Source organism: Lentzea sp. NPDC060358, from assembly GCF_042725365.1.
GTDB lineage: Bacteria > Actinomycetota > Actinomycetes > Mycobacteriales > Pseudonocardiaceae > Lentzea.
This window is the reverse complement of record NZ_JBHXCW010000025.1, coordinates 36,016-57,227: the sequence shown is the minus strand read 5'-3', so window position 1 is coordinate 57,227 and position 21,212 is coordinate 36,016. Positions and strand designations below refer to the sequence as shown.

The window sequence follows — 21,212 nt, the reverse complement described above, 5'->3', positions numbered from 1 at the left end:
CAGCGGCGGCGGCGGGCTTCTCCGCCACGTCGAGCTGCTGCTGAACAGGCTTCTCGGCGGGCTTCTCGGCCACGGGAGCAGCCGCGGGCTTCTCCGCGGGGGCCTGGGCCTTCGCGGTGGCCTTCTCGGCCTTCGCGGGCTTCTCCGCCTTGGCGGGGGCACCCGAGCCCTGCTTCTCCTTGATGGCCGCGATCAGGTCGCCCTTGCGCAGACCTGCGGTTCCGGTGATGCCCAGCGTGCCGGCGAGCTCACGGAGCTCAGCGAGGACCATGCCGGACAGACCCGCGCGCCGGCGCGGCGTCGTGCCGTTCGAAGGGGTGGACAGAGCGTTCTCCTCGGCTCCAGAACCAGACGCAGCTGCGACGTCGCTGCTCAGCAAATCGGTGTTGCTCACACATGTCCTTCCTGACCAGGCCCCGCCTCCTACGCGGCCCAGCGGACCCGCCTTCCCGCGTCAACTGGGGAACGGCGGTCAGTCCGATGCAGACGGAAGCACACACCGCTTCCGGCAAGCACGGGACTTTTCTCAGGTCACACGGCGATCGGGTGCCTCTTTTGTATCCGCCCCGCCCGCACGGCACAGGGCCGGAACACAAAAGGATTGCGACCCGGAACGAGTGTCCGGGCGCGACACCGGCGCCCGTGCGCGCGGTGACTGATCGCCCCCGAGGGTAGACGCCCCTCTTCCACCATGCAACAACCGGGGTCGGGCGTGTCAGTCCAATGGACGAACGCGCACGCCGGCCCTGTCGACGTCGAGTCTCCGCACGTGGAAGCCGTGCAGGTCGACCTCGGGAGGGAGATCGCCGAACGCGATCACGGTGGGTCCCGCTCCGGACACGCAGGCGGGAACTCCGAGCTTGCGAAGATCGTTGATCACCCGGACGGTCTCGGGCCACGCGGGCGCGCGGTAGTCCTGGTGGAGGCGATCCTCAGTAGCGGCAAGGAGAAGGGACGGATCGGACGTCAGCGCGTGCACGGCCAGGGCGGCGCGCCCGGCGGCGTGCGCGGCGTCGGCGTGCGGCACCTCGGCCGGGAGGAGGCCGCGGGTGGTCTTGGTGGACGACTCCTGCTCCGGGATCAGCACGACCGGGCGCACGCGTGCGTCGGGGTCCACCCGGACGGAGCGGTAGCGCTCTCCTTCGGACCACGCAACGACTACGCCGCCGAAGAGAGAAGCAGCGGCGTTGTCCGCGTGGCCCTCGAACTCGGCGGCGATTTGCAACGCGTCCGTGTCCAACTCGCGACCCGTCAGGGTGAATCCCGCTGCGACACCCGCCACGACCGCGGCGGCCGACGAGCCCAGCCCGCGCGCGTGCGGAATGGTGTTGCGGCACCTCAGCACGAGACCGCCGGTGTAGCCGGTGGCGCGGACGGCCCGCACGACGAGATGGGTCTCGTCGAGCGGGACGCCGGCCGATCCGGCGCCGTCGACCGCGACCGAGAGGTGGCCGTCCTCGGCTGAGGCCACTTCGACGTCGTCGTACATCCCGAGGGCCATGCCCAGCGCGTCGAACCCCGAACCGAGGTTCGCGGTCGACGCGGGGACGGAGACGAGGAACCTCACGCGAGCTCCAGCGCGTGCGCGACGGCTCCGGGGTCGACCGGGACCGGCTCGACCTCGGTGGTGCCGAGCAGGGCGGTGTCGGGGTCCTTCAGACCGTGGCCCGTGACGGTGCACACGACCGTGGACCCGCGGGGCAGCCTGCCGTCCTCGGCGGCCATCAGCAGACCGGCGATGGACGCGGCCGACGCGGGCTCCACGAAGATGCCCTCGGACGACGCGAGCAGCCGGTAGGCGGCCAGGATCTGGTCGTCGGTGACGGCGTCGATCAGGCCGCCGGACTCGTCGCGCGCGTTCACCGCCCCGGTCCACGACGCGGGCGACCCGATCCGGATCGCGGTCGCGATGGTCTCCGGGTTCGGCACCGGCGCACCGCTGACCAGCGGCGCGGCCCCGGCGGCCTGGAACCCGAACATGCGGGGCAGGCCCTGGTCGTAGGACGTGTAGCCCTTCCAGTACGCGGTGATGTTGCCCGCGTTGCCGACCGGCAGGCAGTGCACGTCCGGCGCCTGGCCGAGCACGTCGCAGACCTCCCAGGCCGCGGTCTGCTGACCGACGAGCCGCACCGGGTTGACCGAGTTCACCAGCGTGACCGGGTACTCGGCGGCGGTCTTCGACGCGAGCTCGAGGCAGTCGTCGAAGTTGCCGTCGATCTGCAGGATCTTCGCGCCGTGCATCACGGCCTGGGCGAGCTTGCCCATCGCGATCTTGCCGCTGGGCACCAGCACGGCCGCCGTGAGGCCCGCCTTGGCCGCGTAGGCCGCCGCGGACGCCGACGTGTTGCCGGTGGAGGCGCAGATGACCGCCTTCAGGCCGGACGCGAGCGCGTACGTCATGGCCACGGTCATGCCGCGGTCCTTGAACGACCCGGTCGGGTTGGCGCCCTCGACCTTGACCCACACGTCGCAGCCCGTGGCCGCGGACAGCCGCTTCGCGTGCACCAGCGGCGTGCCGCCCTCGTGCAGCGTCACGACCTCGGCGCCCTCGGGGATCTCGATGCGGTCCCGGTAGGCGTTGATGAGCCCGGGCCAGCCTGCTCTCGAAGAACTCACTCTTCGCCCTCCACCCGCATCACGCTGACGACGTCCCGCACCACGGGAAGACCGCCGATCTTGTCCACAGTGGACCGCAACGCGGCGTCGGTCGCCGCGTGCGTGACGATCACCAGGCTGGCGTCCTCGACCCGGCCCTCCTGGCGCACGGCGGCGATGCTCACGTCGTGCTCGGCGAACACGGCGGCGACCTGCGAGAGGACGCCCGCCTTGTCCGCCACGTCGAGGCTGATGTGGTAGCGCGTGGGGGTGTTCCCCATGGGCTGCGCGGGAAGCGCGGCGTAGGCCGACTCGCGCGGACCGCGTCCGCTCGCGACCTGGTTGCGCGCCACGGCGACCAGGTCGCCGAGCACCGCGCTCGCCGTGGGGGCGCCACCGGCGCCCTGCCCGTAGAACATCATCTCCCCCGCCGCGTCTGCCTCGACGAACACCGCGTTGAACGCACCGTTGACGCTCGCCAGCGGATGCGTCCGGGGGATCATGGCCGGGTGGACTCGAACGGCGACTGACTCCTGGCCGGACGGGCTGACGACGCGCTCGCAGATCGCGAGCAGCTTCACCGTGCGGCCCAGCCCCTTCGCCGCCGCGATGTCGGCGGCCGACACGGCGCGGATGCCCTCGCGGTAGACGTCCGACGCCGTCACGCGCGTGTGGAACGCGAGCGAGGCGAGGATCGCCGCCTTGGACGCCGCGTCGAACCCGTCGACGTCGGCGGTCGGGTCGGCCTCGGCGTACCCGAGGCGCGAGGCCTCCTCGAGCGTCTCGGCGTAACCGGCGCCCGTGGCGTCCATCGCGGACAGGATGAAGTTCGTCGTGCCGTTGACGATGCCCATGACGCGCGTGATCCGGTCTCCCGCAAGGGATTCCCGCAACGGGCGCAGCAACGGGATCGCTCCGGCGACGGCGGCCTCGAAGTACAGGTCCGCGCCCGAGGCGTCGGCCGCCTCGAACAGGTCGGAGCCGTGCTCGGCGAGCAGCGCCTTGTTGGCCGTCACGACGGACTTGCCGCCCCGCAGCGCCTCGAGCAGGAGACCGCGCGTCGGGTCGATGCCGCCGATGACCTCGACGACCACGTCCACGTCGTCGGACTTCACGAGCGCCTCGGCGTCCGTGGTGAGCAGGTGCGCCGGCACCTCGCGGTGCTTGTTCGGCCTGCGCACGGCGATCCCGGCGAGCTCCACCGGCGCGCCGATGCGCTGGGTGAGGTCCTCGGCCTGGTCCGTCAGCAGCCGGACCACCTCGGTGCCCACCGTGCCGCAACCCAGCAAGGCGACCCGAATCGGTTTCACGGCTTTCATACCTCCAGACGGAACAGGTCGTCCTCGGTCTCGCGGCGCAGCACGAGCCGCGCCTGCCCCTCGGTCACCGCGGCGAGCGCGGGCCTCGGGAGTCGGTTGTACCCGCTCGCCATCGAGTAGCAGTAGGCCCCTGTGGCGGCGATCGCAACCAGGTCGCCCGGCGCGAGGTCGTCGGGCAGCCAGCAGTCGCGCACCACGATGTCACCGGACTCGCAGTGCTTGCCGACCACACGACACAGCACGGCCCTCGATTCGGGCTCGGACGCGCGTGAGACCAGCTTGCAGTCGTAGACCGCGTCGTAGAGCGCCGTGCGGATGTTGTCGCTCATGCCGCCGTCGACGCTGACGTACCGGCGCCGCGCGCCGCCGTCCAGCTCGATGTCCTTGATCGTGCCGACCTCGTACACGGTGACCGTGCCGGGGCCGACGATCGCGCGGCCGGGCTCGACCGCGATGCGGGGCATCTCCAGGCCGTTGTGCTCGCACTCCTTCTGCACGATGTTGTGCAGCTGGCGCGCGAGCTCCGCGGGCGGGGGCGGGTCGTCGTCCGGCGTGTAGGCGATGCCGAGGCCGCCGCCGAGGTCGACGACGCCCAGGGACGGGATCTCGCCGTGCTCGGAGCGGATGTCGGCGAGCAGCCCGATGACGCGGCGGGCCGCGACCTCGAAGCCGGACGCGTCGAAGATCTGCGAGCCGATGTGGCTGTGCAGGCCGACGAGCTCCAGGCCACCGGCCTTGAGCACGCGGCGCACCGCCTCGGCCGCGTCGCCGGAGGACAGCGAGAAGCCGAACTTCTGGTCCTCGTGCGCGGTGGCGATGAACTCGTGCGTGTGGGCCTCGACGCCGACCGTCACGCGGATCAGGACCTTCTGCACCACACCGCGGTCGCGCGCGATCTCGTCGAGGCGCGCGATCTCGTGGAACGAGTCGACGACGACCCCGCCGACGCCCGCCTCCACGGCGGCGATCAGCTCGGGAACGCTCTTGTTGTTGCCGTGCAACGCGATCCGCTCGGCCGGGAACTCGGCCCGCAGCGCGATCGCCAGCTCTCCGCCGCTGCAGACGTCGATCGAGAGGCCTTCCTCGGCCACCCACTTCGCGACCTGCACGCTGAGGAACGCCTTGGACGCGTAGTGCACGAGCGTCGGGTCGCCGAACGCCTCGGCGTGCTCGCGGCAGCGCGCGCGGAAGTCCTGCTCGTCCATGACGAAGAGCGGCGTGCCGTACTGCTCGGCGAGGCCGCGGACGTCCACGCCGGCCAGTTCCACGACACCGGACTCGGTGCGCTTGGCGTTGCGGGGCCACACGTTCGGGTGCAGGAAGTCGAGCTGCTCCGAGGTCGAGGGGCGGTCACCGGCGGTGTTGCCGGGTGCCAGGACGTCGGCGTGCCGAGGTCCCGCGGGATGTGCTCGCATTACATTCGCTCCGGTGCGGTGACGCCGAGCAGGCCGAGGCCCGCTCCGAAAACATGCCTGGTCGCGGCGCAGAGCGTCAGCCTCGCCCGGTGCAACGGGGTGGTTTCCTCGTCGCCCTGGGGAAGCACGCGGCAGCCGCGCTCGCGGTCGTAGAAGCGGTGGAAGGAACTCGCGAGTTCTTCGAGGTACCTCGCCACCCGGTGGGGTTCGCGCAGCTCCGCCGCGGTCGCCACCACCCTGGGGAACTCGCCGATGGTGCGGATCAGGTCGCCCTCGCGTTCGTGGACCAGCAGGGAGAGGTCGTCCCCCTGCGTGACACCGAGGTCCGCGGCGTTGCGCAGCACACCGGAGATGCGGGCGTGCGCGTACTGGACGTAGTAGACCGGGTTGTCGTTGCTGTGCTTGCGCAGCAGGTCGAGGTCGATGTCGAGCGACGAGTCGACGCTCGACCGGGTCATGGCGTAGCGCGCCGCGTCCACGCCGACGGCGTCGACCAGGTCCTCCATCGTGATGACGGTGCCGGCGCGCTTGCTCATCCGGACGGGCTGGCCCTCGCTGACCAGGTTCACGAGCTGGCCGATCAGCACCTCGACGACGGCCGGGTCGTCGCCCAGCGCGGCCGCCGCGGCCTTCAGGCGCGCGACGTAGCCGTGGTGGTCCGCTCCGAGCATGTAGATGCACAGGTCGAACCCGCGGCTGCGCTTGTCGACGAGGTAGGCGATGTCGCCCGCGATGTAGGCCGGGTCGCCGTCGCTCTTGATGACGACGCGGTCCTTGTCGTCGCCGAAGGCGGTGGACCGCAGCCACCAGGCGCCGTCTTCGGAGTACAGCGAGCCGGTGGCCTTGAGCTTCGCGACGGCCTCGTCCACGCGGCCGCTGCGGTGCAGCGAGTCCTCGTGGAAGAAGACGTCGAAGTCGGTGCCGAACTCGTGCAGGGCCCGCTTGATCTCGTCGAACATCAGCCCGACGCCGACGCGGCGCACGGTCTCGGGGTCGCCGAGCGCTCCCGGTTCGCGGCGCAGCACCTCGGCGGCGATGTCGCTCACGTACGTGCCCGCGTAGCCGTCCTCGGGGGCGGGCTCGCCCTTCGCGGCGGCGATCAGCGACCGGACGAACCGGTCGATCTGCGCGCCCGCGTCGTTGAAGTAGTACTCGCGGGTGACCTCGGCGCCGCGGGCCTGCAGGACCTTGCCGAGCGCGTCGCCCACGGCGGCCCAGCGCGCACCGCCGAGGTGGATCGGGCCGGTCGGGTTGGCGGAGACGAACTCCAGGTTGATCCGCTGACCGGCGAGCTCGGAGCCGGTGCCGTAGCCGGCCTGCAGGGCCGCGCGGACGATCGCGCCCTGGGCCTCGGTGGCGATCGTGAGGTTCAGGAAGCCCGGACCGGCGACGTCGGCCTTCGCGATGGCGTCCTGGGCGAGCAGGGCCTCGGCGAGCCACGTGGCGAGCTCGCGGGGCTGGACGCCGACCTTCTTGGCGAGCTGCAGCGCGACGTTGGTGGCGTAGTCGCCGTGCCCGGGGTTCCTGGGGCGCTCGACCGTCACCTGCCCGGGGAGAGCAGAGGTGTCCAGGCTTCGGTCGGCCAGCAGCCGGGCAACCGTGGTCCGGACCAGATCGGCAAGCGCTTCGGGGGTCACGCCGCATGAGTCTAGAGAAGCGTTGTCGCAGGTCTCGACCGGGTTACCGGGTCTCGGAGGGTGAGACGGCAAGTGTTAACGCGCACGTGGTATCGCCCTGCGCTGACAGCGACCAGACACGGAGTCCCTACACTGGCGCCGGTTGACCAGGACGACATCTGAGGCGGACATGACCAGCGGCAAGAAGACGAAGGCCACGCGCAACAGCGTGGCCGCGGCCCGTTCCTCGGTGGTGGCGAGCAAGCCGAAGCCGTGGGGCACGATCATCGCGGTGATCGCCGTGCTGGGCCTCGCGGGCGGCGTTTTCGGGTATGCGTACTCGCAGATCCACGCGAACAACGTCAAAGAGGCCGCCCTGGCCAAGTGGAAGCCCTCCGACACGAACAAGGACCCGTCGACGCAGCTCGCGGGCATCGTGACCAAGGAGTACAAGGGCTCCCGCCACGTCGAGCCGACGCAGCGCGTCGCGTACGACCAGACCCCGTCGTTCGGCGGCCCGCACGACGCCCAGTGGGCCGACTGCACCGGCGTCGTCTACGACAAGGCCGTCCGCACCGAGAACATGGTCCACGGCCTGGAGCACGGCGCCGTCTGGATCGCGTACAACCCGGACCAGGTCAAGGACGACGCGCTGAACAAGCTGAAGGTCAAGGTCGAGGGCATCCCGTACATGATGCTGTCGCCGTACCCCGGCCTCGACAAGCCGATCTCCCTGCAGTCCTGGGGCCACCAGCTGAAGGTCGACAACGCCGACGACGAGCGCATCGACCAGTTCATCTCCTCGCTGCTGCGCAACCCGAACACCTACCCCGAGGTCGGCGCGTCCTGCGAGAACACGGCGTTCCTGTCGAACCCGGCCCCGTTCGTGGCCGAGAAGCCGGGCGCCGACGCCGTGCCGATGGACGGTGGCAAGGACGACTCGCAGACCGAGGGCCAGCAGGGCCAGCAGGGCCAGCAGCCGAACATGAGCACGCCGCCCGCGTCGGGCTCGGCCTCCACGCCCCCGTCGAGCTGATGACGTCTCCCGCCGACGAGACCGGGCGCCCCTCCGGGGTCGCCCGGGTCCTCGTGATCGGCGCCGCGGTGCTGGCCGTCCTGCTCCTCGGCGCGGCGGTGGGCCTGCTCGTGAAGCTCCCCGGCTCGGCCTCGTCCTCCGCGGCCCCGGCCTCCGGTTCCGTGGACGTGGGCTTCTGCCAGGACATGTCCCAGCACCACCTGCAGGGCATCCAGATGGCGAACATCGCCCGCGACCGCTCCACCGACACCGAGATCCGCCAGCTCGCGTTCGACATCGCCAGCACCCAGCTGGAACAGGTCGGCCGCATGAAGGGCTGGCTGATGATGTGGAACGAGCACGAGCAGAACATCTCGGGCGTCTACATGTCGTGGATGAACGACTCCGGCGTCCACGGCCACGGCGCCACGACCCCGGAGGCGGGCAAGCCCCTCATGCCGGGCATGGCCGTGACCGACGAGTTGACGAAGCTCCGCACGATGCCCGCGGGCCGCGACTTCGACGTGTACTTCCTGCAGCTGATGCTCCGCCACCACGTGGGCGGCGCACCGATGGCGGAGTACGCCTCGACGAGGGCGAGCCAGCCGTTCGTGCGAACCCTGGCCGAGAACATGCTGAAGTCGCAGGCCTCGGAGACCGAACTGATGAAGGACTACCTGGCGAAGCGCGGAGCCGCCCCGCTGCCGTAGCCACGGTGTCCGTCCGGCACGAAGGGCCGCTCCCGGCAGGGGGCGGCCCTTCGATTTTCCGGTGGAAGACGAGCCGACGCATCCAACGGCCCCCACGCTCCGCAAACCGTGGACATCCGCCTACCCCTGAGTAACGTGGGTCACACCCCTACTCGGAGGTAACCATGTCCGTCGACGAGCGCGCGGCCCGGCAGGTCGCCGAACAAGCACGGGAAACCCGCTGGCAGCGACCGAGCTTCGGCAAGGAGCTCTTCCTCGGTCACTTCCGCCTCGACCTCATCCACCCCCACCCCACCGGCACGAGAGAGGACCACGAGAGAGGCGAGGCCTTCCTGGCCAGACTCCGCAAGTTCACCGAGACCCACGTCGACAACGCGAAGATCGAGAAGGACGCCCGGATCCCCGACGACGTCCTGAAGGGCCTCAAGGACCTCGGCGCGTTCGGCATGAAGATCAAGCCCGAGTACGGCGGCATCGGCCTCACCCAGGTCTACTACAACAAGGCCCTCATGCTGGTCGGGTCGGCCAGCCCGGCGATCGGCGCCATGCTGAGCGCTCACCAGTCCATCGGCGTCCCCCAGCCCGTCACCATGTTCGGCGACGAGGAGCAGAAGCGGGAGTTCCTGCCGAGGTGCGCCCGGGGCGAGATCACCGCGTTCCTGCTCACCGAACCGGACGTGGGCAGCGACCCGGCGCGGCTCGGCACGACCGCCACCAGGGACGGCGACGACTACGTCCTCAACGGCGTGAAGCTGTGGACCACCAACGGGGTCGTGGCCGACCTGCTCGTCGTCATGGCGCAGGTGCCGGACAAGGGGATCACGGCGTTCGTCGTGGAGGCGGACGCCGAGGGCATCACCGTCGAGAACCGCAACGCGTTCATGGGCCTGCGCGGCCTGGAGAACGGCGTCACGCGGTTCCACGACGTGAGGGTCCCCGGGAAGAACGTCATCGGCAGGGAGGGCGCCGGCCTCAAGATCGCGCTGGCCACCCTGAACACCGGCCGGCTGAGCCTGCCCGCCCTGTGCGCGGGCAGCGCCAAGTGGTGCCTCAAGATCGCCCGCGAGTGGAGCACCGAACGGGTGCAGTGGGGACTGCCGGTCGGCAGGCACGAGGCCATCGCGGGCAAGATCGCCTACATCGCCGCGACCGCCTACGCGCTGGAAGCCGTGCTGGACCTCAGTTCCGAACTGGCGGACGCGGGCAGCCACGACATCCGCATCGAGGCCGCGCTGGCCAAGCTCTACGCGAGCGAGAAGGCCTGGCTGGTGGCCGACGAGCTGGTGCAGATCCGCGGCGGGCGCGGGTACGAGACGGCGGAGAGCCAGGCGGCGCGCGGCGAACGCGGCATCGCGGCCGAGCAGGTGCTGCGGGACCTGCGGATCAACCGCATCTTCGAGGGCTCGACCGAGATCATGCACCTGCTGATCGCGCGCGAGGCCGTCGACGCCCACCTCAGCGTGGCCGGCGACATCATCGACCCCGACGCCGACCGGCAGGCCAAGGTGAGGGCCGCGGCCAAGGCGGGCGGGTTCTACGCGAAGTGGTTCCCGACGCTGGTCGTCGGCAAGGGCCAGAGCCCCGCCTCGTACGCGGAGTTCGGGCCGCTCGCGAAGCACCTGCGGTTCGTCGAGCGGTCGGCGCGCAAGCTGGCGCGGCAGACGTTCTACGCGATGTCGCGGTGGCAGGGGAAGATGGAGCGCAAGCAGCGGTTCCTCAGCCGGATCGTCGACATCGGCGCCGAGCTCTTCGCGATCAGCGCCGCGTGCGTGCGGGCCGCGCAGGACGCCAACCCGAACTCGAGGGTGCTGGCCGACGCGTTCGCGAAGCAGGCTCGCATCCGGGTCGACGAGCTGTTCGACAAGCTCTGGACCAACACCGACGACAGCGACCAGGCGCTCGCGAAGCAGGTCCTCGACGGCGGCTTCACGTGGCTCGAGGACGGTGTGGTCGACCCGTCCATCCCCGGCAGGTGGATCGCGGACTCGGCGCACCGCGCGTCGGCCGCCGGCAACGTCCACCGCCCGACGCCGAGGTAGCTCCCGTTGCTGCACTGGGCAGGCTGATGGTGGTGCGGGCGCGGCACCTGCCCAGTGCGCTCGGCCGGTAGGGGGCTACGTCCCCCGCATCCCCCTACCGACTCCCCTTGCAACGGAAGGACACAACCCCTCCAGGAGGAGGTGCGGTAACGCTAAGCCACAAAACGGCGTTAACAGTTACGACGATTGAGTGAACTACCAGGTGAGGGTTACTCGACTACTCTCAGAGAGTGACTTCGAAGACCAGCTCGCGGGCCGCTTCCAGGCCCATCGCGATGGCCCCGGAGAGCACCGCGCCGTCACCGAGCGACCCCGCCACGACCTGAGGCGCCAGCGGCGTCATCGCCCGCAGCGCGGTCTCCAGCGGGCCGAGCAGCAGGTCGGCGTTCGACCCGATCCCGCCGCCCAGCACGACGAGCGCGGGGTCGATCACCGCGGTGACCGAGGCGACGAGGAACGCGAGCCGTTCCGCCTCCACCCGCACGACCTCCGCCGCGGCCGCGTCGCCCGCCCGCGCGAGCCGGAAGACGTCGCGGGCGGACCGCGCCACGAGACCGCGCTCCCGCGCTTGCGCCACAACGGATTCCGCCGCGGTCATCTGCTCAAACCGTCCACCGTGGACGTCCGAAGTGGACATCGCGACCGGCAGGAACCCGACCTCGCCCGCGGCACCGTGCGCGCCGCGGAACAGCTTGCCGTCCACCACGATGCCCATGCCGACACCCGTGCCGACCGTCGCGCACACGAACACGCGCACGCCCTGAGCCGCGCCGTACACGTGCTCCCCCAGCGCGGCCAGGTTCGCGTCGTTCTCCACGACCACCACCGGGCCGAGCGACGACTCCAGCCCGTCGAGCACGCCCGCGGACTCCCAGCCCGGCAGGTTCGGTGCGTGCCGCACGACCCGGGAGCGCTGGTCGACCACGCCGGGGCTGCCGATCACCTTCACGACGACGTCGGTCAGCGCGAGGCCGGCGTCCGCCACGGTGCGCGCGGCCAGGCCGGTCACCGTGCGCACGAGGGTGGCGGCCGAGCGGCAGCGGTTGCGCTCGTCCACGCGGGCCACGACGGCGCCGCCCAGGTCGGCCACGGCGACGCGGATCCGTTCGCGCCCGATGTCGACGCCCAGCACGTAGCCGGCCGCCGGGTTCGGCTCGTAGACCACCGCCGACCTGCCGGGTCCCGCGGTCGTGCGGCCGGTGGGGCGGACCAGGCCGTGGCGCTCGAGGTCGGCCAGCGCCTGCCCGACCGTCGGCTTCGACAGACCGGTGTCCCTGGCGACCTGCGGGCGGGTGGCGGCACCCAGACGGCGCAGCCGGTCCAGCACAGCGCGTTGGTTCAGCACGCGCATGCCCGCGGGCGTACCCACCTCTGGGGGCTTGCGGTCCGTCACCCGCCCGATTCTAGATCTTGAACGACCGGGTCAGCGCGCAACTGTTGAAAGGACAGGTTGCGCGACAATTACCGTCTTGTCCCTTGACAACGATGTCACGTGCAGAAACGCTCCCACCCAAAAGGCGCAGGTCTGGCGGCGGAAGGGTTGCGATGAGGCAACTGGGGAAGAGACGAACCAGAACTCTGTTGAGTGTCGCGATCACTGCGACACTGGTGTGCGGCGTCACCAACGGGTACGCGGCCGCCGCACCAGAGGAGCAAGGCGTGGGCTTTTCCTCGTCCTTTGAGGACGGTCAACCCCAGCCGTCGTGGGCCAACGCGGTCGAGACCGACGCGGCGGGCAAGCCGAAGTCGTCCGGCGTGATCGGGTCCGACGGGTCCGGCATCCCGGGCAACGTCTCCGACAAGGTCCTCGAGGTCAAGGCGAACGGCGAGAACACCGACGGCGGCGAGGTGAAGGAGAACCTCGTCGACGGCAGCGTCAACACCAAGTGGCTGGTCTTCGCCACCACGGGCTGGGCGTCGTTCCGCTTCGCCGAACAGCAGACGATCAAGACGTACGCGCTCTCGTCCGCCAACGACTCCCCCGAACGCGACCCGAAGAACTGGACGCTGCAGGGCTCGAACAACGGCACCGACTGGACCGTCGTCGACACCCGCACCGGCGAGGCGTTCCCGGAGCGGTTCCAGACGAAGACCTACGACATCGCGGCGCCGCAGGCGTTCACGCAGTACAAGCTCGACGTGACGCTGAACAACGGCTCCACGAACATCGTGCAGCTCGCCGAGGTCCAGCTCTCCGACGGGTCCACCACGCCCCCGCCGCCGAACATGCGCAGCGTCGTGGGCAACGGCCCGACGGGCGGGTACACGGCCAAGTCGCGCGTCGGCTGGACCGGCGTGAAGGCGTTCCGCGCCCAGGGCAGGCACACCGCCGAGGGCCGTGCGTACAGCTACAACAAGGTCTTCGACGTCGACGTGAAGGTCGGCGCCAAGACCGAGCTGTCGTACATGGTGTTCCCGGACTTCGTGACCGACAACCTGGACTACCCGAGCACGTACTCCGCGGTGGACCTCGCGTTCTCCGACGGCACGTACCTCAGCGACCTCAAGGCCGTCGACCAGCACGGTGCCGTGCTGTCGCCGCAGGGCCAGGGCGCGGGCAAGTTCCTCTACACGAACCAGTGGAACAAGGTGGCGTCCACGATCGGCGCGGTCGCGGCCGGCAAGACGATCAAGCGCGTCCTGGTCGCCTACGACGGTCCGAAGGGCCCGACGGAGTTCGGCGCCTGGTACGACGACATCCGCATCGGCGACGTCGTCACCAAGCAGTACGCGAAGCCGTCGGACTACGTGCTGACCACGCGCGGCACGAACTCGAACGGCTCGTTCTCGCGGGGCAACAACTTCCCGGCGACCGCGGTGCCGCACGGCTTCAACTTCTGGACCCCGATGACCAACGCGGGGTCCATCTCGTGGCTCTACGAGTACCAGCAGCGCAACAACGCGCAGAACCTGCCGACGCTGCAGGCGTTCACCGCCTCCCACGAGCCCAGCCCGTGGATGGGTGACCGCCAGACGTTCCAGGTCATGCCGTCGACCATCGCGCCGACCCAGGACCGCGCCCTGCGCGCCCTGCCGTTCCGGCACGACAACGAGGTCGCGAAGGCGCACTACTACGGCGTGACCTTCGAGAACGGCATGAAGACCGAGATCGCGCCGACGGACCACGCGGCGGTCTTCCGTTTCTCGTTCACCGACGAGGGCCAGAGGAACCTCGTGTTCGACAACGTCAACAACTCCGCGGGCCTCACCCTGGACGCGGCGAACGGCGTCGTCACGGGCTACTCGGACGTCAAGAGCGGCCTGTCCACCGGCGCGACCCGCCTGTTCGTCTACGGCAAGGTCGACAAGGCGGTCACGGCGAGCGGCCGGCTGACCGGCGCGGGCCGCGACAACGCCGGCGGCTACTTCTCGTTCGGCGACAAGACCGTCGAGCTGCGCATCGCCACGTCGCTGATCTCCGTCGACCAGGCGAAGTCGAACCTGGAGCAGGAGGTCAAGGGCTCCGACACGTTCGAGTCGGTGCGCGACCGTGCGCAGGCCGCCTGGGACGAGGTGCTCGGCATCCTGTCGGTCGAGGGCGCGTCCGAGGACCAGCTGATCACGCTGTACTCCAACATGTACCGGCTCTACCTCTACCCGAACTCGGGCTTCGAGAAGGTCGGCGACAAGATCCAGTACGCGTCCCCGGTGGCGCCCGCGGTCGGCGAGAACACGCCCACGAAGACGGGCGCGAAGATCGTCGACGGCAAGGTCTACGTCAACAACGGCTTCTGGGACACCTACCGCACGACCTGGCCCGCCTACAGCTTCTTCACCCCGTCGCAGGCGGGTGAGATGGCCGAGGGCTTCGTCCAGCAGTACAAGGACGGCGGCTGGATCTCGCGCTGGTCGTCCCCCGGCTACGCGAACCTGATGACGGGCACGAGCTCCGACGTCGCGTTCGCCGACGCCTACCTCAAGGGCGTGACGAACTTCGACATCAAGGCCGCCTACGACGCCGCGGTGAAGAACGCGTCCGTCGTGCCGCCGAACCAGCAGGTCGGCCGCAAGGGCATGGACCGGTCGGTGTTCCTCGGCTGGACCGGCAACGACCAGCTCGACGAGGCCTGGTCGTGGGCGATCGAAGGCTACGTCAACGACTTCGGCATCGCGTCGATGGCGAAGGCGCTGCACGAGAAGACGGGCGAGAAGCGCTACGCCGAGGAGTACGAGTACTTCCTCAACCGCGCCCAGAACTACGTGCTGACGTTCGACAAGCGGATCGAGTTCTTCCAGGGCCGCAACGTCGACGGGTCGTGGCGCGTCGAGGACCCGGCGAAGTACAACCCGCAGGACTGGCGCTACGACTACACCGAGACCAACGGCTGGAACATGGCGTTCTCGGTGCCGCACGACGGGCAGGGTCTCGCGAACCTGTACGGCGGGCGGGAGAAGCTGGCGCAGAAGCTCGACTCGTTCTTCACCCTGCCCGAGACCGCGAAGTTCCCCGGCGGCTACGGCGGCGTGATCCACGAGATGATCGAGGCGCGGGACGTGCGGATGGGCCAGTACGGCCACTCCAACCAGCCGTCGCACCACATCGCCTACATGTACAACTACGCGGGCAAGCCGTCGGGCACCCAGGAGAAGGTGCGCGAGATCCTGTCGCGCCTGTACGTGGGCTCGCAGGAGGGCCAGGGCTACGCGGGCGACGAGGACAACGGCGAGATGTCGGCCTGGTACCTGTTCTCGGCGCTGGGCTTCTACCCGCTGCAGATGGGCAAGCCCGCCTACGCGATCGGCTCGCCGCTGTTCACCAAGGCGACCGTGAAGCTGGAGAACGGCAAGAAGCTCGTCGTCAACGCCCCGAAGAACAGCGCGAAGAACATCTACGTGCAGGGCGTGAAGGTCAACGGCAAGGCGTGGAACAAGACGTCGCTGCCGCACGACGTGCTCGCCGCCGGCGGCACGCTCGACTTCGACATGGGCCCGAAGCCGTCGAAGTGGGGCACGGGCGCCAACGACGTGCCGGACTCGATCACCCAGGGCGACGCCGTCCCGGCGCCGCTGCGCGACGTGGCCTCCGGTGTCGGCACCGCGGCGCTGGTGGACGACAACTCCGGCACCTCCGCGGTGGTCGGCTCCCTCGACTTCAAGGCGGCCGACGCCAGGGAGAAGGCGGAGTTCTACACCCTGACCAGCGCGAAGACCGGCACGGCGCCCTCGGCGTGGGAGCTCAAGGGCTCCTACGACGGCAAGACGTGGGCGACGGTCGACAAGCGCTCCGGCGAGAAGTTCCAGTGGCAGCAGTACACCCGGTCGTTCAAGATCGCCTCGCCGGGCCGCTACAACTTCTACCGCCTGGAGTTCTCCGGTGACGTCGCGCTCGCGGAGTTCGAGCTGCTGTCGAAGCCGCTGGCGGCCCCCACCACCACGGTGACGGGCGCGGTCAACGGTCCGATGCAGGTCAAGGGCGTGACCTATGTGGACGGCGCGACGATCAACGGTCCGGTGACCGTGGCCCGCGGAGCGACGCTGTACGTCTTCGGCGGCGAGGTCAAGGGCCCGATCTCGGCGGCCGACGCGGCCTCCGTGGTGCTCGTCGGCACGAAGGTCGGCGGCCCGGTGACGGTGCACGGCTCCGCCACCGAGGTCGCGGTCGAGAACACCTCGGTCGGCGGCCCGGTGTCGCTGACGTCGAACAAGACCAGGTCGGTCGTGGCGTTCTCCGCGGTCGGCGGCCCGTTGTCCTGCACCGGCAACGACCCGGCGCCGGTCAACAACGGCTTCGCGAACGAGGTGAAGGGGCCGAAGGCAGGACAGTGCACTGGGCTGTAACGACCAACTGACAGCCGCTTGAGCGAAAAGCCGCGTTCCGTCACGGAGCGCGGCTTTTCCCATTCACCTGAAAGGAGCTATCCCCTTCGGACATACTCCGATGAGATCTTGGCGGTTCATGCTGCGGTGACGGGGAGGCTCTTGTGGTGCCGTTCGAACGAGGCCGTGTCTGGGTGGCGGTTCCCGATCCTCGCACCGAGACCGTTCCGTCACGAACAGGAACCCCGTCCACGAAGGACGATCTGCGGGATCTCCCCGCATCACCAGGAAAGCTCCCGGCACCGCTGCGCTGACGAGCCGCCCTCGACCTGCAGCGTGGCGTGCTCGATGTGGTACTCGGAGGCCAGCAGGGCCTGCGCCGCCCTGAGCACGTCGGCGTGATCGGCCTTCTCGGTGGTCGTGAGGTGCGCCGAAGCCACCTCCATGCCGCTGGTGAGCGTCCACACGTGCAGGTCGTGCGCCTCGGCGACCCCGTCGATCCGCGCGAGGGCCTGCTGCATCTCGGTGACGTCCAACCGCTCCGGCGCGTGCTGGAAGAGGATGTGCAACGCGTTCTTGGCCAGCGCGTACGTCCGCGGCAGGACCCAGACGCCGATCAGCACGCCCATGATCGGGTCGGCGTACTTCCACCCGGTCGTGAGGGTGACGAGGGCGGAGATCAGCACGCCGACGGACCCGACGAGGTCGGCCACCACCTCGAGGTAGGCGCCCTTGACGTTGATGCTCTCCTTCGCGCCCTCTTTGAGGACGCTGAAGCTGACGAGGTTGGCGGCAAGACCCAGGGTCGCCGCGATGAGCACCGGCCACCCCGGCACCTGCGGCGGGTCCTGGAACCGCCCGACGGCCTCGTAGACCACGTACCCGGCCACGCCGAAGAGCAGCACGGCGTTGGCCAGCGCGGCGAGCACTTCGGCCCGGTAGAAGCCGAACGTGCGGTTCTTCCCGGCCTTGGCCCGCTTGGCGACGAGGATCGCGGCCAGCGCCATGCCCACGCCCAGCACGTCGGTGAGCATGTGCGCGGCGTCCGAGATCAACGCGAGCGAGCCTGTGGCGAACCCGACTACGAACTCGACCACCATGAAAACAGCGCCGATGCCGAACGCGACCCACAACCTGCCGGCGTGCCGCCCGCTCGCCGACGCCGTCCCGTGTCCATGGCCGTGACCCATGCTCCGGAACATATAGCGATATGCGCATGAGTGCAATCCGACGTATTCCCTCCCACCCGATGTCGTGACGGAGGCCACGTCCGCGCCGTTGCAGGGGCCGGTGTCGTTGGGGGTCCGCGGAGTGCGCTAGGATCTTCCACGTAGCTACGGCCCCCGTAGCTCAGGGGATAGAGCACCGCCCTCCGGAGGCGGGAGCGCAGGTTCGAATCCTGCCGGGGGCACCGAAGACGAAGGCGATCTGTGTTCGCGGAGTACGCGAACCGGGTCGCCTTCGGTCGTTTTCCGCTGTTCCGGCTCGTGGATTGGACGCAATGGGACGCTCGTCGGTGTTCACCTTCCAGTACATCGCCATCGACACGGAGTCCGGTGTCACGCCGGAGGAGTTCGAGACCTTCGTCCGCGCCGAAGGCGTTCACCTGCCCGTGTACCCGGGGTGGCGGTGGACCCTGCTGCGCGGCTTGCGCGGCGAGCGGACCGGGCAGTACCTGATGTTGTTCGAGATCGAGAGCGCCAAGCAGCGCGACCGCTACGTCACCGCCCGCGGCGAGCAGACCGAGGCGGCCCGGCAGTTCTGGGCGCAGCACCCCGAGGCGGAGGCCGTGCTGGCGCGCTGGCGGCGGCTGGGCACGTTCGGCGAGCTGCCCACGCTGTTCACCGACTACCGGCTGCTGGCCGACAACCCGCGGAGCACCGTCACGCCCGGCCCCCGCTACCGCGACCGCCCGGGAGAGGAGCCCGTCGCCCGCGTCATCGGGATCCACAACCTGGCGCTGCGCGCCGGCGTGACGGAGGAGGTGTTCGACCGCTTCATCGCCGAGAACCACCACCGGATCGACGACTACCCGGACTGGCGGTTCCACGTGCTCAAGGGCGAGCGGGGCAACCGCCTCGACCAGTACGTGATGATGATGGAGATCGCGAGCCTGGACGCGCTGGACGTCTTCTACCCCGAGCCCGACATCGCCACCGGGGTGGCCGCGGAGTTCGCGGCCGCTCACCGCGACACCAAGCAGATGTACGAGGAGTGGAAGCAGCTGGCCTCGTTCTCGGGCTCGCCGCAGATCTACACGGACTACCTCGCGGTCGCGGAGAACCCGGCGTAGTCCTGGGCTCGACGCAGCTTACCGGCCGAGGGCCGTCTCGAAATGGTGACACTGTGCAGCATTACGGCTACCCGCGGTATGCACCCACGGTCCGCGACAACCGGTTCGAGGTCGAATACCACCAGGTGGCGTGGTAGCCGTGGCCTGCCCTGCCCGGCCCTGAGCATGCTGATCGGGTCCGATCGGCACCGCCACAGGAAGGGCCAGGCATGACCACCACGACGCGGGACTTGATCAGCCTCAAGCTGGAGCGGGCGTTCGACAGCCTGGACAGCGACCACGACGGCTTCCTGGACTGGACGGACTACGAGGCCCTCGGCAACCGCTACGTCCAGGCGTACCAGCTCGACAGGACCGATCGCAGGACCCGTGCGCTGCTGTCGTTCTGCCAGATCAGCTGGCTGGAGCTCCTGCGCCACGCGGGTGTGGACAGCGACCGGCTCAGCAAGGACCAGTTCGTCACCGCCACCCGGCTGGCGACGATCGACACGAGCAGGCTCAACCTCACCGAGGGCGGCGCTCACGCGATCTTCGACGTGATCGACGCCGACGGTGACAACGAGATCGGCAACGACGAGTTCGCGCGGTTCCTGCGGGACGTCTGGCGTTCCGACGCGCCCGAGGCCCTCGACTCGTTCCACCAGCTGGACACCGACGGGGACGGGGCGATCTCCCGCCACGAGTTCATCCGGGCGGTGCGCGAGCACTACCTGTCCAACGACCCCGACGTGCCGGGCAGCGTGTTCTTCGGACGCTTCTGACCCCGGCCGGTCAGGGCAACCGGGCCCAGTCCAGTTCCTGCCGCAGGGCCCACTTGGTGCGGTGCGCGTCGCGCACGGCGGCCAAGTGGGCGCGGAAGTCGTCGTCGCGGTCGCAGCGGGCGAACAACGCCCCGGCCTCGACCAGCAGCCGGACGGCTGCCTGATAGGCGTCACGGTTGCGGACCTCGATCGCCCGATCGGCAGCGCCGAGCAGGATCGGGATGGCGTCGGCCGGATGACTCGCGGCCCGGACGCGCGCGAGGCGCAGCCACAGGCTCTCCGAGCAGCCGCCGTCGACAGCGGCTCGCCAGGCGGCCTCGTCCTCCCCTTCGGCCAGCAGGACCTCCACGAGCGTGGAACGGACCGGCGGCAGTTCGGCGAGGAAGGCCAGCGCGCGTTCCCGCCACCGCGGGAAGTCTCCGGCCGTGGCCTCGCGGAGCGCGCGGAAGGTCGCCAGGCACGGGCGGTCGGTGAAGTTGGCCCACAGCAGCTCGCCCGCCCGGTCGCGCCGGTTCGCGCGCACGTGGACCTCGGCGGCCAGGTCGCGCAGGCGGAAGTCCGGTTCGAAGTCCGACAGGCCGCGCTCCAGCCAGGTCAGCGCCTCGTCGTCACGGTCGTCGGCGCACAGCCGTTCGGCGATGCGGAGCACGTCGTAGGAGCTCGTCACGTCCCGGGCCAGCACCTCCACCAACCCGTCCGCCCCTCCCGACGCCTCGGCCAGGTTCTCCATGAGATGAGCGATGGCGAAACGGCGGGCGCTGTGGTCGTTCGCCTTCTTCGGCGGCAGTTCCCGCCACGCCTGCTCGACGAGTCCCCGGTACCGGGCCAGGCCCGCCGGGCCCAGCACGTCCCGGTACTCGGACAGCACGTCGAGGAACACCTCGTACTCGCTGCTCAACGCCCGCGCGACCAGGCGTTCGGCCAGTTCCACCGGGTCCGGGGAGCCCGCCGCGCAGGCCACCAGGTGGATCTCCTCGACGCGGGCCAAGGCCTCGGACAACCCTCCGTCGGAGTCGTCCACCCGTTCGGCAGCGGTCTCCAGGAGTTCCAGCGCGTGCTCGGCGAGGGCGATGGCGGCATCGGCGAACCCGGCTCCGACCAGTCGTTCGACTTCGTCCAGCGCGTCACCGACGTGCAGGAAGTAGCCGTACGCCTCGGCGTGGTCGACGAAGTCGGGGATGTCGATCGCGCGTTCCAGACGTTCCCTGATGTCGTGGTCGTCGAACGCGTCCCGCTGACCGGCCGCGGCGGCGAGCCGCGCACGCAGCACCCGGTCCGACTTCGCGGCCCTCATCAGCTCGTCGATCAGCCACTCCTGCTCACAGCCGCGCAAGAACAACCGCAACCGCTTGTCCGACAACGGCTTCGCGCGCGGCTCCCCCACCTCGCCGCCCTGCTCCAGCCACGCCAGCGACGTCGCGACGCAGTGCTTGCAGAACACGCCCTCGGCTCCGTACGGACAGGAACACCGCCCGCGCAGGCCCTTCGGCGTCACCTCGAGCCGCACGCGGTAGGTGCGGGTGCCGTCCACCGCCGCGGTCACGGTCGCCCCGTCCACCTCGATCCGCCGGACCTGACCGGCCGCGAAGTACCGCTCTCCCCGCTCGAAGGACTTCTCGTCGGCCAGCTTCCGCACCGTGCTCCTGGTCACCGCCACGACCGGTGATCCTGCCAGGCAGCGTCACCGGCAAC

15 protein-coding genes and 1 tRNA gene are annotated in these 21,212 nt (G+C 69.9%); 7 read left to right on the top strand and 9 right to left on the bottom strand.

Annotated elements, in window-relative coordinates; all coding sequences use genetic code 11:
* From ACFWGZ_RS08320 to argS, 6 genes are all read right to left on the bottom strand, one after another.
* The coding region (locus tag ACFWGZ_RS08320) for a Rho termination factor N-terminal domain-containing protein (RefSeq protein ID WP_382450793.1) at positions 1-394 on the bottom strand (394 nt) is incomplete at its 3' end.
* 321 nt (positions 395-715) lie between these two features.
* Positions 716-1,567 carry a homoserine kinase gene (thrB, locus tag ACFWGZ_RS08315; protein WP_382450792.1) on the bottom strand — a complete coding sequence of 284 codons (852 nt, stop codon included), beginning with the start codon at positions 1,565-1,567 and terminating at the stop codon, positions 716-718.
* A complete protein-coding gene (gene thrC, locus ACFWGZ_RS08310; RefSeq protein WP_382450791.1) occupies positions 1,564-2,616 on the bottom strand; it encodes a threonine synthase in 1,053 nt (350 codons plus the stop codon). The genes thrB and thrC overlap by 4 nt, the downstream gene beginning before the upstream one ends.
* Positions 2,613-3,914 carry a homoserine dehydrogenase gene (locus tag ACFWGZ_RS08305; protein WP_382450790.1) on the bottom strand — a complete coding sequence of 434 codons (1,302 nt, stop codon included), beginning with the start codon at positions 3,912-3,914 and terminating at the stop codon, positions 2,613-2,615. The genes thrC and ACFWGZ_RS08305 overlap by 4 nt, the downstream gene beginning before the upstream one ends.
* On the bottom strand, positions 3,911-5,329 hold the full coding sequence (gene lysA / locus ACFWGZ_RS08300) for a diaminopimelate decarboxylase (RefSeq protein ID WP_382450789.1): 1,419 nt from the start codon (positions 5,327-5,329) through the stop codon (positions 3,911-3,913). Before lysA ends, ACFWGZ_RS08305 begins: the two co-directional genes overlap by 4 nt.
* A complete protein-coding gene (gene argS / locus ACFWGZ_RS08295; protein ID WP_382450788.1) occupies positions 5,329-6,966 on the bottom strand; it encodes an arginine--tRNA ligase in 1,638 nt (545 codons plus the stop codon). The genes lysA and argS overlap by 1 nt, the downstream gene beginning before the upstream one ends.
* A gap of 169 nt (positions 6,967-7,135) precedes the next feature.
* Here argS and ACFWGZ_RS08290 point away from each other — a divergent pair, with 169 nt between their 5' ends.
* From ACFWGZ_RS08290 to ACFWGZ_RS08280, 3 genes are all read left to right on the top strand, one after another.
* Complete coding sequence (locus tag ACFWGZ_RS08290) at positions 7,136-7,981, top strand: DUF3105 domain-containing protein (protein ID WP_382450797.1); 846 nt, start codon at positions 7,136-7,138, stop codon at positions 7,979-7,981.
* Entirely contained in the window at positions 7,981-8,670 is a 690-nt protein-coding gene (locus ACFWGZ_RS08285) for a DUF305 domain-containing protein (RefSeq protein WP_382450787.1), read from the top strand. The genes ACFWGZ_RS08290 and ACFWGZ_RS08285 overlap by 1 nt, the downstream gene beginning before the upstream one ends.
* Positions 8,671-8,834: 164 nt before the next feature.
* A complete protein-coding gene (locus tag ACFWGZ_RS08280) occupies positions 8,835-10,709 on the top strand; it encodes an acyl-CoA dehydrogenase family protein (RefSeq protein ID WP_382450786.1) in 1,875 nt (624 codons plus the stop codon).
* 223 nt (positions 10,710-10,932) lie between these two features.
* Here the strand turns inward: ACFWGZ_RS08280 and ACFWGZ_RS08275 are convergent, their stop codons facing one another.
* Complete coding sequence (locus tag ACFWGZ_RS08275; protein ID WP_382450796.1) at positions 10,933-12,060, bottom strand: ROK family protein; 1,128 nt, start codon at positions 12,058-12,060, stop codon at positions 10,933-10,935.
* Positions 12,061-12,254: 194 nt separating this feature from the next.
* Between ACFWGZ_RS08275 and ACFWGZ_RS08270 the strand changes: the two genes are divergently transcribed.
* A complete protein-coding gene (locus ACFWGZ_RS08270; protein ID WP_382450785.1) occupies positions 12,255-16,487 on the top strand; it encodes a GH92 family glycosyl hydrolase in 4,233 nt (1,410 codons plus the stop codon).
* A 260-nt stretch (positions 16,488-16,747) separates the two neighbouring features.
* Here the strand turns inward: ACFWGZ_RS08270 and ACFWGZ_RS08265 are convergent, their stop codons facing one another.
* A complete protein-coding gene (locus tag ACFWGZ_RS08265) occupies positions 16,748-17,656 on the bottom strand; it encodes a cation diffusion facilitator family transporter (RefSeq protein WP_382450784.1) in 909 nt (302 codons plus the stop codon).
* A 149-nt stretch (positions 17,657-17,805) separates the two neighbouring features.
* Between ACFWGZ_RS08265 and ACFWGZ_RS08260 the strand changes: the two genes are divergently transcribed.
* From ACFWGZ_RS08260 to ACFWGZ_RS08250, 3 genes are all read left to right on the top strand, one after another.
* Positions 17,806-17,877, top strand: a tRNA-Arg gene (locus tag ACFWGZ_RS08260).
* A gap of 90 nt (positions 17,878-17,967) precedes the next feature.
* Positions 17,968-18,759, top strand: a complete 792-nt coding sequence (locus tag ACFWGZ_RS08255; protein ID WP_382450783.1) for a hypothetical protein — start codon at positions 17,968-17,970, stop codon at positions 18,757-18,759.
* A gap of 209 nt (positions 18,760-18,968) precedes the next feature.
* Entirely contained in the window at positions 18,969-19,520 is a 552-nt protein-coding gene (locus ACFWGZ_RS08250; RefSeq protein ID WP_382450782.1) for an EF-hand domain-containing protein, read from the top strand.
* Positions 19,521-19,530: 10 nt separating this feature from the next.
* Here the strand turns inward: ACFWGZ_RS08250 and ACFWGZ_RS08245 are convergent, their stop codons facing one another.
* A complete protein-coding gene (locus ACFWGZ_RS08245; RefSeq protein WP_382450781.1) occupies positions 19,531-21,177 on the bottom strand; it encodes an SWIM zinc finger domain-containing protein in 1,647 nt (548 codons plus the stop codon).
* Between the last annotated feature and the right edge of the window lie 35 nt (positions 21,178-21,212).